The sequence below is a fragment of the Hymenobacter volaticus genome (genome assembly GCF_022921055.1).
Lineage (GTDB): Bacteria > Bacteroidota > Bacteroidia > Cytophagales > Hymenobacteraceae > Hymenobacter > Hymenobacter volaticus.
Window position 1 is genome coordinate 809,179 of the sequence record NZ_CP095061.1, and the last position, 13,663, is coordinate 822,841.

Sequence of the window (13,663 nt, forward strand, 5' to 3'; positions counted from 1 at the left end):
GTCGCGGCTGCTTTCTTGCTTACCAGTAGTGATTTTAGCCCGAAAAGGACACGGAGGGTTCCGCAGAAAACGCTGAGTTCTAGTTTAGGCGCGGCGTAACTCAAACACCGTTATTTCGGGCAGGAAACCTACCCGGCCGGGGTAGCCAAGGAAACCAAGGCCGGTGTTAACATACAGATACTGTTTGCCTTGCTGGTAAAGACCCGCCCACTGCTTATACACATATTGCACCGGGCTCCATTTCAAGAAAGGTAGATTGATACCGAACTGCATGCCGTGGGTGTGGCCGGCCAGCATCAGGTCGATGTCCGGGAATTCGGGGCGCACCTGCGCATCCCAATGCGAGGGGTCATGGGAGAGCAAAATCTTGAACGGCGCGTCAGGAGCCGCGGCAGCGTGAGCTTTGGCTAGGTTGCCATACTTGGGGAAGCGCATAGCAGCGCCCCAGTTCTGAATACCGAGAATGGCAATTTTCTCGCCGTTGCGCTCTAAGTGGTGCGTTTCGTCGAGCAGCAGCTTCCAGCCGATTTGAGCATGGTTGCGCTTGAGCCGTTCCAGGTTGGCGCGCTTGGCCTCGATGCCGCCTTGCTCGGTCCAGTCCACGTAGTCGGCGTAGTCGTGGTTGCCGAGAATGGAAAGCTTGGGCAACTTGCTTTGAATTTGGGCCAGCGTCGGGATATGGTCTTCCACTTCGGTGGCAATGTTATTCACCAAGTCGCCGGTCATCACCACGAGGTCGGCGTTTTGCTCATTGATAAGCGCCACGGCTCGTTGCAAGGGCTCGGTTGAAGCGAAGCTGCCGGTGTGCAAGTCGGAAATCTGAAGCAGCTTGAAGCCGTCGAACGAAGCGGGCAGGTTGGGGAAACGCAACGTCACGCGCTTCACTTGATAATCGGTACCGCCTTTTACCACGCCCCAAATCAACGAGAGGAAAGGTACGGCGGCTACCACCAAAGCCAGCTTGCTCAGAAACTCACTGCGCGGAATAGCGCGCCCCGTGCCGGTAGCAGTAGGAGTGCCCGAAATACGGCTGGTTACCCAACGCACGCCGCGCACCAGGTCTTCGGGAAACAAGAACAACAGCACAACCAGCTTAAACAGCAACAACGACAGCAACACGCTGGTCATGTACGCTTTGTAAGGTGCGTGGCCTTGTCCGCGCGTGGCTATGGACCACATGCCGAGGCCCCAGACTAGGGCGGTAACTAGCCAGTACAGATAGCCGGCCGTTTTGCGGGCTACCGGAGCCGCGCTATGAAGCGCCGTGCGGACAGCTTGAAAGCCGTACCACTCAGCCATTAAAAACAAAAGCAGAAATAGAATACCAGTGAGGGAGCGAAGCATAATAGGGGAAGAAGATCCGTCGGTCGGAAGGAAAAGTTGGTGGGCGAGCAAGCATTGCTGCTTGTCCCAACAACTACAAAACCGCCGAGCGTAACAACGCAGACGGTGGAATGGGGTTTTTACTTTATTTTCCGGGCCCTGCAATCCCGATGCCGCATGCAAAACCCTGACCATCTGTCCGAAAATCAGCCTGCCGACGAAGCCGCGCCCGTGCGCTACGAAACCCCAGCTTCGTTCGGCATCAAGAGTTGGGCCGAGGAAGACCGGCCCCGCGAAAAGCTGATGCAAAAGGGCCGCGCCGCTTTATCCGACGCCGAACTGATGGCCATTTTGTTGGGGTCGGGCACCGCCAAACTATCGGCCGTGGATGTGTCTAAGCTGATTCTGAAAGCCGTCAACAACGATTTGAATGCCCTGGCCCGGCTGTCCATCAAGGAGTTGATGCGCCATAAGGGCATTGGGGAAGCCAAAGCCATTACCATTGTGGCAGCCTTGGAGCTAGGCCGGCGGCGCAAAGAAGCCGACGCGCCGGCCCGCACTACCATTACCAACTCGCGCGATATTTACCGCGTGGTGCAGCCCCATTTGCAGGATTTGCCGCACGAAGAATTTTGGGTGGTGCTACTCAATCGCGCCAACGTGGTGATGCGCACCGTCAGTGTCAGTCGCGGGGGAGTAGCCGGCACCGTCGCCGATCCGAAGCTGATTTTCAAGGAGGCCCTAGAGCAATTGGCTTCGTCGGTGATATTGGTGCACAACCACCCCAGCGGCAATCGTAACCCCAGCGCCGCCGACATTGCCCTCACCCGCAAGCTCAAAGAAGCCGGCCAGTTTCTGGACCTGCCCATCCTCGACCACCTGATTTACACCGACGCTGGCTATTTCAGCTTCGCCGACGAAGGAATGCTGTAGCCCGGAAAGTTGTTTTGTGCTTGATAAAGGAGAGAATTTGGTAGCGTCTGACGCAGCGCGCACTTACCAGAACTCACCGTACTCGTTGCGAAACAGGTTTTTCGCGCTACTGCTTAACTACCTTTGTACCCATGCGCCTCAATCCTAAATTGCTTATCGGCCTCGGCCTCTTGATTGTCTTCGGTTATTTCCTGAAAGACCTTGTTTTCAACGACAACCAATACGCTACCCGGCTGCGCAAAGCTCGGCTAGAAAAATCCGACAGCTTCCGCCGGGTACAAGGCTCGCCGCTGAGCCAGGAGCAGCGCAATGTTTTCGATAGTTTGCGCTACTACGCGCCCAACATAGCCTATCGAGTGGAAGCGCAGTTCGAGCCTTTCAGCCAGCGCGATACGGTGGAGATACCCCTGACGGATGGCAAAGCCGACAAATACCTGCGGTGGGGCAAGCTTCCTTTGCGCTTGATAACCAACCGCAGAAACTAACCTTGTTTCTGAAAGCCGACGGCAAAGATTCCACGCTTTTCATTCCCTTTACCGATAAAACTAACGGCTTTGCTACCTACGGCGGCGGCCGCTACCTCGATGCCGCCAAACCCGCCGCCGGCGACACCGAAATTACGCTCGATTTCAACGAGGCCTATAATCCCTTCTGCGCTTACAACGACGGCTTCGCCTGCCCCGTGCCACCCCAAGACAACCGCTTGGCCGTGGAAATCAAAGCCGGCGAGCAAACCTTCCACGACCACGCTGCACACGGCGAAGGAGAATCGCACTAAGAACCTATCCGCATAGGCGGCAACGGCTGATTCCCTCGTTGCGGCCGCAAATCCAGTTGTGTTTCGGGCGTTGAAGCCGCTCGTCTGAATCCGTACCTTTGCCCCATATAGCAATTGCCAGCTGCGAGTTGCCTGTTGTCAGTCTGTTCACTCAACTGATAACGGGCCACTCGCGGCTGGCAATTCTCAACCGACAATCGAACAATGAAAATATCCCTCGACTGGCTCCGCACGCTCATCCCCACCGACCAACCCGCCGTTGAAATCGGCAAGCTGCTGACGGGCTCCGGATTGGAAGTGGAAGGCATCGAAGAGCTGGAAAGTGTACCGGGTGGCCTGCGCGGCGTGGTGCTCGGCACCGTGCTTACCCGCGAAAAACACCCCGATGCAGATAAACTGAGCCTCACTACGGTAGACGTAGGCGACGGCACGCCGCGCCAAATAGTATGCGGTGCGCCCAACGTAGCTGCTGGTCAGCGCGTGGTAGTGGCCCTAGACGGTACCGTGTTGTACCCAAGCCAAGGCGAGCCATTCAAAATCAAGAAGTCGAAAATCCGGGGTGCCGCTTCCGAAGGCATGATCTGCGCCGAAGATGAAATCGGGCTCGGTACGTCCCACGCCGGCATCATGGTGCTCGATACCGACTTGCCCAATGGAACACCCGCCGCCGATTATTTCGGCCTTGGCTCTGATTCGGTGTTCGAAATCGGCCTAACGCCCAACCGCGCCGACGCGGCTTCCCACTATGGCGTGGCCCGCGAACTGCGCGCTTTGCTGCGTCAGCCCTGCCACCTGCCCGACGTCAGTAAGTTTCACGCGCCCACTGAAGCAGGCCAAAACGTAGCCGTCACGATTGAAGACACCGAAGCTTGCCCGCGTTACGCAGGGGTGCTACTGGAAAACGTACAGGTAGGTCCGTCGCCGGAGTGGTTGCAGCGGCGTTTGCGCAGCATTGGCCTTTCGCCCATCAACAATGTGGTAGACGTAACCAACTTCGTGCTGCACGAGTTGGGCCAGCCTCTGCATGCCTTCGACGCCAACCAGATTACGGGCAACCAAATTCGAGTAAAGCGGGCCGCCGCAGGGGAAAAGTTCGTCACCCTCGACAGTGCTGAGCGCCCTTTAAAGGCGGAAGACTTGGTTATTGCCGACGGCAACGGCGCTCCGATGGCGCTGGCCGGCGTGTTCGGGGTAAGACGTCAGGCGTGTCCAACGAAACTACTCGTGTGTTTTTGGAAAGCGCCTACTTCCAGCCTGCCGCCGTACGCAAAACCAGCCAGACGCATCAGTTGAAAACGGATGCTTCGTTCCGCTTCGAGCGAGGCACTGACCCGAATATGGTGTTACCCGCTCTCAAGCGGGCGGCCTTACTGCTGCAAGAAGTGGCCGGAGCCACCGTGGCCGCGCCTATCGTGGACGAGTACCCGACGCATATCGGCCACACGCCGGTACGCCTGCGTTTGCCCCGCGTCGAAAAGCTAGTGGGTCAATTCATTGCGCCCGAGCGGATCCGTCAGATACTCACGGACCTCGATATTTTGATTGCCGAAAAAAACCAGGACGCCAACGGCCACGCCGAGTGGATTCTGTCGGTGCCGCCGCACAAGGTGGATGTGACCCGCGAGGCAGACGTTATCGAAGAAATCCTGCGCATCTATGGTTTCGACCATGTGGCCTTGCGGCCGCACAACTCGGCGTCGTTCCTCGCTAGCTTCGCGAAGCCCGACCCGGAAATTCTGCGCCAGAATATCTCGCGGCTGCTGAGTGGCATGGGCTTTTCGGAAATCATTACCAACTCCATCACGAACTCCGCCTACTTCCAGAAGCCGGGCGAGAAAAATGAAGCCTTGGTGCCGCTGCTCAACTTCAACAGCGCCGACCTCGATGTGATGCGCCCCACCATGCTGCACAGCGGCCTGGAAGTGGTGCGCTACAACATCAACCGCCGCCAGCGCGACCTGAAGCTCTACGAGTTCGGCAAAACCTACCATCGCGTAGCCGACGGTCAGTATCAGGAAAAGAATCAACTCGTTATTTACCTGACTGGCAATACCACCGCCGAAACATGGCAGCAGAAATCAGAGAAGGCGACGTACCACCAGTTGGCGGGGGCGGTGCAGCAAGTGCTGGCGGCGCTTGGCTTCGGGTCGCCCACTTCGCAGCCGGTGCAGCATCCGTACTTGGCCGGTGGCCTCACGCTACTTGTTCAAAACCAGCCGGTGGCGCAACTCGGGGCTGTGTCAGGGGCAGTGCTTAAGCAGGTTGATGTAACGCAGCCAGTGTGGTACGCCGAGCTAGATTGGGATTGGCTGATAAAGAAATACAAGAACAGCTTAGTAGCTCGGGAGCTACCGAAGTTCCCGGAAGTCCGCCGCGACTTGTCGTTGGTGGTCGACAAAACCATCACCTTCGACCAACTTCAGCAGATTGCCCGCCGCACCGAAAAGAAGCTGCTGCAATCGGTGAATGTGTTCGACGTGTACGAGGGCGAGAACCTCGGCGCGGGTAAGAAGTCGTACTCCGTCAGCTTCCTGCTGCAGGACACCACCCAAACCCTCACCGATCAAGCCATCGACTCGGTGATGCAACGGTTGATTCAGCAATTCGAGTTGCAGGCCGGCGCCGTTATCCGGCGGTAGTACGAAACTAGTTCAGCAACGAGTGGCGCAAGTAGTCCGGAGTGATTCGGGTTTCTGCTGAAAACTTGTGTTGCTCGTTGCAGAACGGATTCCCGGTATTTAGGTGTTACATCGTAGCTTCAGGCAAAAATATCCATTCGCATGGCCTCCTCTCAGCAGCTTGCTCAACTCGACCGCCTGGAGCGGCAGGTGAACACCTTAGTGTCTGCCTATCAGCGGTTGCGCGAGGAACTGGCTGATGCGCAAACTACTGTCGAGCAGCTTCGGGCCGACGTGCGCGACCGGGAGCGGCAACTCAAGGATTTCCAGAATCAGGAGAATATAGTTAAACTTGTCAATACCATAGCCGGAGAACCGGCCAATGTCAACGAGCTAAAATTGCGCCTCAACGAATACATCCGCGAAATAGATAAGTGCCTTGCCTATTTGAGGGAGTAACCGCAACCACCATCCACCCCACCCACGACTGCTCCCATGAGCGAACTATCCATTAAAATCCGTATTGCCGATCGGGACTACCCAATGCGCGTCGAACCTCAGGACGAGGAACGGTTGCGTATGGCTGGTCGCCTATTAGGTGAACGGATCAAGGAATTTCGCGAGCAATACGGCATTCAGGACAAGCAAGACCTGCTGGCCATGATTGCGCTGTCCACGATGGCTGACCGTTTGAAAGTCAGCAAGGAAAAAGATGGTACTGATACAGTACTAACCGAACGCCTAGCGCGTCTCGATGAGTTGTTATCAGGAGTGGTGCTCGTCTGAAAAAGAGAAACAGACGACGCACCAGCGTAATTTTAGTTTGAAACCCCGACAGTGCGACAGGCGCGGCGGGGTTGTTTGGCATACGGCCCTACTGCTGGTTATGGTTTTCAATCATCCTTCCAAAACCATAGCTCATGTCCACCACTGTCTATATTGTCTTAGCCGCTGTGCTGGCCCTTGTGGTCGGCATCGTGGTGGGGCGCTTGCTGGCCGGAAAGGCCAACAAGGACCACGAAGCCGAGGCCAAAGCCCGCGCTCAACAACTGCTGGCCGAAGCCGAGCAGCAAGCCAACCGCACCCGCGACGAGCGGATTCAGCAGTCGAAAGACAAGTTTCGCACCCTCAAGCAGGAGTTTGAGCAAGAGAGCCGCCGCCAAAAGCAGGCCTTAGAACAGGAGCTTACCGAGCGCCGCGCCACCGTAGTGGAGCAGGAGCAAGCCATCAAAAAGCTCACCGACACCACGCAGCGGCAGCTAGAGCAGATTCAGCGCAAAGAAACCGAGCTGGATGCCACCCGGGAGCGCATAGAATCGCAGAGTCAGGCACAGCGCGAGAAGCTAGAGGCCCAAGACGAGAAGCGCCGCGCCACGCTGGAAGCGCAGCTAGCGAAGCTTCAGCAGCGCGAAGAAGAAGTGGAAACCGAACTAGAGCAGACCCGCCACCACCTGAACGAGCAACTGCACCAAGTGCAAAGCCAGCTGGAAGCCATTTCGGGTCTGACGGCTGCCGAAGCACGTGAGCAGCTAGTAGAGTCGTTGAAGAACGAGGCGCAAATTCAGGCTTCTTCCTACATCAAAGACGTAGTGGCGCAAGCCAAACTATCGGCTACCAAAGACGCCAAGAAGGTGGTGCTGGAAACCATTCAGCGCACCGCGGCAGAACACGCCATTGAGAACTGCGTGTCGGTGTTCAACATCGAATCCGACGACGTAAAAGGCAAGATTATCGGCCGGGAAGGCCGCAACATCCGGGCGCTGGAAGCCGCTACCGGTGTGGAAATCATTGTGGACGATACACCAGAAGCCATTATCATCTCGGGCTTTGACCCGGTGCGCCGCGAAGTGGCTCGCCTAAGCTTGCACTTGCTGGTGAAAGACGGCCGGATTCACCCGGCCCGCATCGAGGAAATTGTGGCCAAAACCCGCAAAAACATCGACGAGGAAATTGTTGAAATCGGGGAGAAAACCATCATCGACCTTGGCATTCACGGGCTGCACCCTGAACTGATTAAAATGGTGGGCCGCATGCGTTTCCGCTCCAGCTACGGTCAAAATCTGCTCCAGCACTCTCGCGAAGTAGCCAACCTTTGCGCCACTATGGCCGCCGAGTTGGGTCTCAATGTGAAGCACGCCAAGCGCGCCGGCCTCCTGCACGACATCGGCAAAGTAAGCACCGAAGAACCCGAACTGCCCCACGCTATTTTGGGCATGGAGCTAGCTAAGAAATACAAAGAGCACCCCGACGTGGTAAACGCCATCGGCGCCCACCACGACGAAATGGAAATGACGGCCATGATTTCACCACTTGTGCAAGCCTGCGACGCCATTTCCGGCTCCCGTCCTGGCGCTCGTCGCGAGATGATGGAAAGTTATATCAAGCGCCTCAAGCAACTCGAAGAAACCGCCGTAAGCTTCGACGGGGTGTTGCAGTGCTATGCCATCCAGGCCGGCCGTGAGCTGCGCGTGATGGTCAATGCCGACAACGTATCGGACGAGCGGGCACAGGAGCTGAGCTACGAAATCTCGCAGAAAATCGAGAAGGAAATGCAGTATCCTGGCCAGATCAAAATCACGGTAATCCGCGAGATGCGCGCTGTGGCTTACGCCAAGTAGTAACAAGACTAAGCAAGTAATACAAAAGCTGTTGTGGTTTCGGCCGCAGCAGCTTTTTTGCTTTTCAACGGTGCAACTAAACTGCTTTATTAAGTATCCTGCTACTGCGCTTGGTCTGAGTTATTTAACCTTCTAGCGCTGCCTGAAAACTTACCTCTAATGGGCAGACTTCCATTATCTTGTTTTACTATTCTTGGGTTTATGCTTCAACTGCTACTTCGTTCTTCCTTTGTCCCGCTGCTATTGCTACTTGCGTTGAGCAGTTGCTCTGTATATGCTCCTATGCTGCCAGCGGCTCCGCAAATTCGCGACAAAGGCCAGGTGGAAGTGCAGGGGACTTCGTTTCTGAACGGGCGTTGGGAGGCGGGAGCTACTTATTCACCGGTAAAGCATCTGCTGGTGCGGGCCGCCGGAGGTATCAAAACCGATGATCGGGATACCACTTACTTCCGTATTCGGCAATATGAAGTGGGAGTTGGCGGCTATTACCCACTCGGAGAGCGTTGGCTGCTGAGCGGACTGGGTGGTTATGGCCAAGCCCGCAGCAGCCGTGGCTATTTCGATGTTGGGCCTTTTGTTTCACCGGGTGAAGACGTCGCCTTCAGAGCGCGCTACCACAAACTGTACGGCGAAGCTTCTGCGTCTTATCGTGCTCCCTGGGTTACAATGGGAATTGCATACCGCCTTACACGCGTCACGTTTTCCTCGCTCATCTACGACAACCAACCGTTTGATCTTCGCCATATGACGCGCATGGAGCCGATGTTATTCTGGCGGTTTGGCCGCGAAGATGGAGCAGTGCCCTGGCTGCGGGTGCAGACTTCGATAGGAGGTTCCAGTGAGGGCCGACACAAATATGACCCGAATGAATCCTATGAGTGCAGCCTTATCAAAGACGGGCGAGGGTTTGTGGCGGTAAGTGTAATCTTGCTCCCGCACCTATTCGTTCAGAAAAGCGAATAAAACTATTGTTGTTGCCGAACCAGCTCTAAATACTTGGCGTCACACTGCGCAAATCGTAGGTATTCATTCATGGAGTTACCATAGTTCTGGATGACGAGCACGGTGTCCTGCCAAACTGCCTCCACGTCGGCTTTCGGGTCAGTGCCTTTTAGTCCGAGAAAGGTGAAATAAGTTTCAGAGTCCTGCTTTTCTATCTGAACCAGCCCGCGCGTTGTGCTTGTCGTGAAACTGTACGTATCGGCTTGCTTGGTGATAGTAATGGATAAGGAACATACGGCTGTGTCCTGTACTGTGTACGTGCCTTCGTAGGTAGGCTCGGCTAACGGCAGAGTGGCTTGTGGTAGAACTGTATCATGTGCTACGGCTGGCGCTGGAGTTGTAAGAGTGATAGAAGAGGCTGCTTTTTGTTCACAAGCTACCAGCGTTGCGCTTAGACAAGTCAGAACAATGAAGCACGATTTTAACTGCATAAACCAGAGAAGTCGGGTTTCAGGTTAATAGTATAAAGCAGCTTGTCTCACAGCCTTGGTAACTAACCTAGCCCTCGTTTAGCGACGGGCGCCGTGCTTCCAGCCAAGCCGTGGGTACGCCTTCATAATCGAAAACTGCAACATGGCGTAGTCCGACCTTAGCTAGCACCGCCCGCGAGGCGACGTTTTGCATGTCGGCTATGGCGTAAAGCATAGGCGCCTCTAGCACCTCAAAGCCATAAGTTACCGAGGCCTGAGCAGCTTCTGTGGCAAAGCCCTGGCCCCAATGCTGACGAATAAACCGGTAGCCTACATCGTAGAAATCGACGTGGTTGTTGATAGGTTCGCGCACCAGCTTGAGGCCCACCCAGCCGATGAACTCGTTGGTTGCTTTCTGAATGACCGCCCAGCGTCCAATGCCGTTTTCTGTATACTGCTTCCGAATGAAGGCTATGGTTTCCTGGCTTTGCTCGATGGTTTGAACTGGGTTATTGCCTAAGTAGCGGTGAACTGCCGGGTCGGAGTCGAGCGCATACATACCTGGTGCGTCGGTGGGTAAAAGCTCGCGTAGCAACAGGCGTTCTGTTTCGGCAAATATCTTCATGCGCGTCGAAGTAAAGCGGAGCTATAGTAGCCCGGAATGACGCCCTAAAGTAACAGCTTCCACTAATCTGGTTTGGCTAGTTTGGCAAACACATTATTCAACCCCTCGGCCCAACTTGGGTGGGCAATAACCATATTTTGAAGCTCCTGGTATTTTAGTTTGCCCATCATAACAAGCTGAAACATAGTCATCAGTTCTCCGCCTTCCGCGCAGAGTATGGCGGCACCCATAATTCGATCTTGCGGGTCTACTAGCACCTTCCAGAAACCTTCGGTGCGGCCAGTTTCGCGGGCACGCCCGATGGTGTGAACGGGCATAACGGCTACGCGGTAGTCGAGGCCTTGCTCCTGCGCTTGGCTTTCGTTTAGCCCGATGCGGCCCAATTGCGGCTCGGTGTACACGCAATAGGGGAGGGGCCGCTGCTTGGCCGAACGGCGCTTGCCACGTGTAAGTAGATTGTCGCGGACAACACGGAAGTCGTCGTAGCTGATGTGGGTGAACTGAGGGCCGCCATGTATATCGCCAAGAGCGAATACGCCGCGGACGTTGGTTTCCAGGCACTCATTTACTTCGATGAAGCCTTTCTCATCAAGCTTAATACCAGCTTGTTCAAGCCCAAGTGTATCGGTGTTGGGAGTGCGGCCAGTGGCTATGAGCAAGTGGGTGCCGCGCAGGCGCCGCTCGCCTTGCTTAGTGCTGGCCGTGAGCGTGAAGACACCTTGCTCGTTGCGCGAGACGAGCCGCACGTCGGCGCCAAGCACAATCTCTACTCCTTCATCAGTTAAGATCTTACTGAGGGCTTCACATACATCATCATCTTCACGCTCCAACAGTTGGGTGCCCGATTCGATGATAGTGACTTTGCTACCGAAGCGCCGATACATCTGGCTGAACTCTAAGCCGATGTAGCCACCTCCCAGAATAAGCAGGTGCTCGGGCAACTCTTTCAGGTCAAGCAGTTGCGTAGTGGAGAGGTACGGCAAGCCGTCCAGCCCTTCAATGTCGGGAATGGCAGCGCGCGTGCCGGTATTGATAAAGATGCGCTTGGCACTAAGTTCTTGGAGCGGGCCAGTAGGAGGCGTAAAGAGGATGTTGCGTGGTCCGGTGAAGGCAGCGTGCCCTTCGAGCACCGTAATACCTTTGTGTTCTTCGGTGAGGTTACTACGGACACCTTCGCGCATCGCCTCGATTATCTCGTCTTTGCGGGCTACCACGGCCGCTATATCCGTTTTGAGTTCGGCACCCTTAATCCCAAAGTCGGTGGCGGTACGCAGTTGGTGGGCTCGCTCAGCAGACGCCAGCATAGCTTTTACCGGGGAGCAGCCGTAGTTGATGCAGGAGCCGCCAAGCAGATTTTCCTCGATAAGGGCTACCCGTTGGCCGGCATCGGCAAGGGCAGTGGCAAGCGGATTACCTGCTTGACCGGAGCCAATTATGAGGGCATCGTAAGAAGTATTGGGCATAAAACGCGAAGTTTGGACAATGAGGGGCCACCTCGGTGGCGGCTACCTTTTAAGACTGTACGCAACTGTCGAGCCTGCGGCCACACAACGAAGTATGGATTCGCACGTTTTGCTTTCACTTACCCCGTTCCTGCCTGTCCTTTATGATCCGTTTGCTTCGTGCAGTCCTCTTATCGAGTTTGCCTCTGTTAGCTAGTTGTTCGTCTCTTTATTTTCCGCCGCCACCCCAAGTGCCTCTCCTCACGCAAAAGGGCGAATGGAGCGCGGGTGTTCACGGCAATTTCAGCCAAAATGCTGCTTTACAAGGTGCTTACGCTGTGGGTGAACACATTGGTGTTATGGGTTCAGCTTCTTTTTTACACTCCAATAAGAAAGAAAGCTTTTTCGGTAATAAAGCAGAACGGGAGTCAGTGGACCACGATTTTGTGGAAGCTGGTGTAGGGTACTTCACGCGCCTGCGCAAAGACCAGCGCGTATTGGAAGTGTACGGCGGCTTGGGTGCAGGTAATACCAAACGCACAAGATTCAACAACGAAACCAACATCACTGACCAAAGCGCAGAAGGAAAGCTCAAGAAGTATTTCGTACAAGTAAACTATACCTCGAAAGACGAAGAAAGCTTCCACCTCTTAGGCCGCGACTGGGAGTTCAACTACGGCACGGCGCTTCGTGCCAGCTACATGCAACTCAATGATCTAAAACTTGACGGGGTCGTTCAAGCCCCGAGGACAACGTGTTCCTCGAACCAATTACTTACACCCGCATAAAAGTGGCAGGGCCGCTGCAACTACAGCTTATCAGTGGCAGCAATTTCGGTTTGCGCACCCGCAAGTTTCTGAAAGCGTCCAACTCGGTGTTCCAGTTAGGTATAATAGTGAACGTAGGCGGGCAAGAAGGACGGAAGTAACACTAGTTGATGCGGTGATTGATTTGCAAGATTGCCGTTGCCGAGGAAGACCTTAAAAAGTCAGCTTATAATTCAGAAGAATCCTTCTCTATTCTTTACCCATTATGTTTTTCAGAAATTTTGCTTTCAGAAAGTCAACAGGAAGAAGTCTAAATAACTGAAGCATTGGTTTCATAGCCAACGCAAAGACAAGCAACTTGACGTATCTATTAGTTGAGTTGCATATGAAAAATACATTACTCGCTTTAACTTTTATATCCTTAACTGGCTGTACAGTATACGTACCTATGCAGTCCAGTATGCCTCTACTAGAACGCCAGGGGCAGCTTGAAGTAGCGGCCAGTATGAACCCTTCAGTATTAGTGGAAACTGTAGGAGCTTACTCACCCTTGCCCCACGTTGTAGTGACTGGTGCGGGAAAAGTTGGCCTTAACACAGGCGGGGGCCACTATATCCGAAACCGTCAGGGAGAGCTAGGAATGGGAGGATACTGGAATATTGGAGAGAACTGGTTGCTGAACGCCACAGCCGGCGGTGGCTACGCCACTACCAACCGTCAGGATAGTTTCTTGGGCGGAGGACATATGCAAGGTCAATACAGCAAGCTATTCGGACAAATAGGGGCTGCCTGTGAATTGCCATTCAGCACTTACAGTCTGACTTATCGAGTAGATCATGCGTCCTTCAGCAAATTGATGAGCAGCGGGCAACCTGTCTCCAACATTGATAACTATCGTCATCAGTTAGTACTAAACAATCGCCGCCGACTAGGCCAAAACGAAAGCTGGTACTTGCAATCTTCAATAGGATTGTCGAGCAGCAACCTTGACTCACCTGATTATTCAAATCAAAACGAAACGCTCGACGATCAGTGGTCTACCACAGGCATCCCAGCAGTGATACTTAGCATTGGTGTGGTATGGCAACCTCAATGGCCGCTGCAATAACTAGCTGTTCCATATGGTACAACAAAAAAGCCCCGACTT

General features: G+C 54.6%; 12 protein-coding genes and 2 pseudogenes. 10 read left to right on the forward strand and 4 right to left on the reverse strand.

The genetic code is table 11. The features are described from left to right. Positions 1–84: 84 nt before the first annotated feature. Positions 85–1,344, reverse strand: a complete 1,260-nt coding sequence (locus MUN86_RS03570) for a metallophosphoesterase (RefSeq protein ID WP_245121822.1) — start codon at positions 1,342–1,344, stop codon at positions 85–87. 156 nt (positions 1,345–1,500) lie between these two features. Between MUN86_RS03570 and radC the strand changes: the two genes are divergently transcribed. The 7 genes and pseudogenes from radC (at position 1,501) to MUN86_RS03605 (ending at position 9,233) form a co-directional block, all read left to right on the forward strand. After that, entirely contained in the window at positions 1,501–2,256 is a 756-nt protein-coding gene (gene radC, locus MUN86_RS03575; RefSeq protein ID WP_280640590.1) for a RadC family protein, read from the forward strand. Between the two features lie 131 nt (positions 2,257–2,387). Then, positions 2,388–3,034: pseudogene (locus MUN86_RS03580) on the forward strand (DUF1684 domain-containing protein). A 204-nt stretch (positions 3,035–3,238) separates the two neighbouring features. Then, a pseudogene (gene pheT / locus MUN86_RS32220) lies at positions 3,239–5,673 on the forward strand (phenylalanine--tRNA ligase subunit beta). A gap of 141 nt (positions 5,674–5,814) precedes the next feature. After that, positions 5,815–6,111, forward strand: a complete 297-nt coding sequence (locus tag MUN86_RS03590) for a hypothetical protein (protein ID WP_243800066.1) — start codon at positions 5,815–5,817, stop codon at positions 6,109–6,111. A 36-nt stretch (positions 6,112–6,147) separates the two neighbouring features. Next, positions 6,148–6,438 carry a cell division protein ZapA gene (locus MUN86_RS03595; RefSeq protein WP_245121825.1) on the forward strand — a complete coding sequence of 97 codons (291 nt, stop codon included), beginning with the start codon at positions 6,148–6,150 and terminating at the stop codon, positions 6,436–6,438. 134 nt (positions 6,439–6,572) lie between these two features. Beyond that, positions 6,573–8,270 (forward strand): ribonuclease Y, encoded by a 1,698-nt coding sequence (gene rny / locus MUN86_RS03600; RefSeq protein WP_245121828.1) that lies wholly within the window; start codon positions 6,573–6,575, stop codon positions 8,268–8,270. A 201-nt stretch (positions 8,271–8,471) separates the two neighbouring features. Next, a complete protein-coding gene (locus MUN86_RS03605; RefSeq protein ID WP_245121830.1) occupies positions 8,472–9,233 on the forward strand; it encodes a hypothetical protein in 762 nt (253 codons plus the stop codon). A 2-nt stretch (positions 9,234–9,235) separates the two neighbouring features. Here MUN86_RS03605 and MUN86_RS03610 read toward each other — a convergent pair whose 3' ends face one another. The 3 genes from MUN86_RS03610 to MUN86_RS03620 form a co-directional block, all read right to left on the reverse strand. After that, positions 9,236–9,703: a hypothetical protein gene (locus MUN86_RS03610; RefSeq protein ID WP_245121833.1), complete on the reverse strand. Its 468-nt coding sequence runs from the start codon at positions 9,701–9,703 to the stop codon at positions 9,236–9,238. 67 nt (positions 9,704–9,770) lie between these two features. Then, a complete protein-coding gene (locus MUN86_RS03615) occupies positions 9,771–10,307 on the reverse strand; it encodes a GNAT family N-acetyltransferase (protein WP_245121836.1) in 537 nt (178 codons plus the stop codon). A gap of 62 nt (positions 10,308–10,369) precedes the next feature. Further along, complete coding sequence (locus tag MUN86_RS03620) at positions 10,370–11,770, reverse strand: mercuric reductase (RefSeq protein WP_245121839.1); 1,401 nt, start codon at positions 11,768–11,770, stop codon at positions 10,370–10,372. Positions 11,771–11,913: 143 nt separating this feature from the next. Here MUN86_RS03620 and MUN86_RS03625 point away from each other — a divergent pair, with 143 nt between their 5' ends. The 3 genes from MUN86_RS03625 (at position 11,914) to MUN86_RS03635 (ending at position 13,624) form a co-directional block, all read left to right on the forward strand. Next, entirely contained in the window at positions 11,914–12,537 is a 624-nt protein-coding gene (locus MUN86_RS03625; RefSeq protein ID WP_375379461.1) for an outer membrane beta-barrel protein, read from the forward strand. Between the two features lie 2 nt (positions 12,538–12,539). After that, positions 12,540–12,677: a hypothetical protein gene (locus MUN86_RS03630; protein ID WP_245121845.1), complete on the forward strand. Its 138-nt coding sequence runs from the start codon at positions 12,540–12,542 to the stop codon at positions 12,675–12,677. A gap of 224 nt (positions 12,678–12,901) precedes the next feature. Then, positions 12,902–13,624 carry a hypothetical protein gene (locus MUN86_RS03635; RefSeq protein ID WP_245121847.1) on the forward strand — a complete coding sequence of 241 codons (723 nt, stop codon included), beginning with the start codon at positions 12,902–12,904 and terminating at the stop codon, positions 13,622–13,624. The last annotated feature ends 39 nt before the right edge of the window (positions 13,625–13,663 follow it).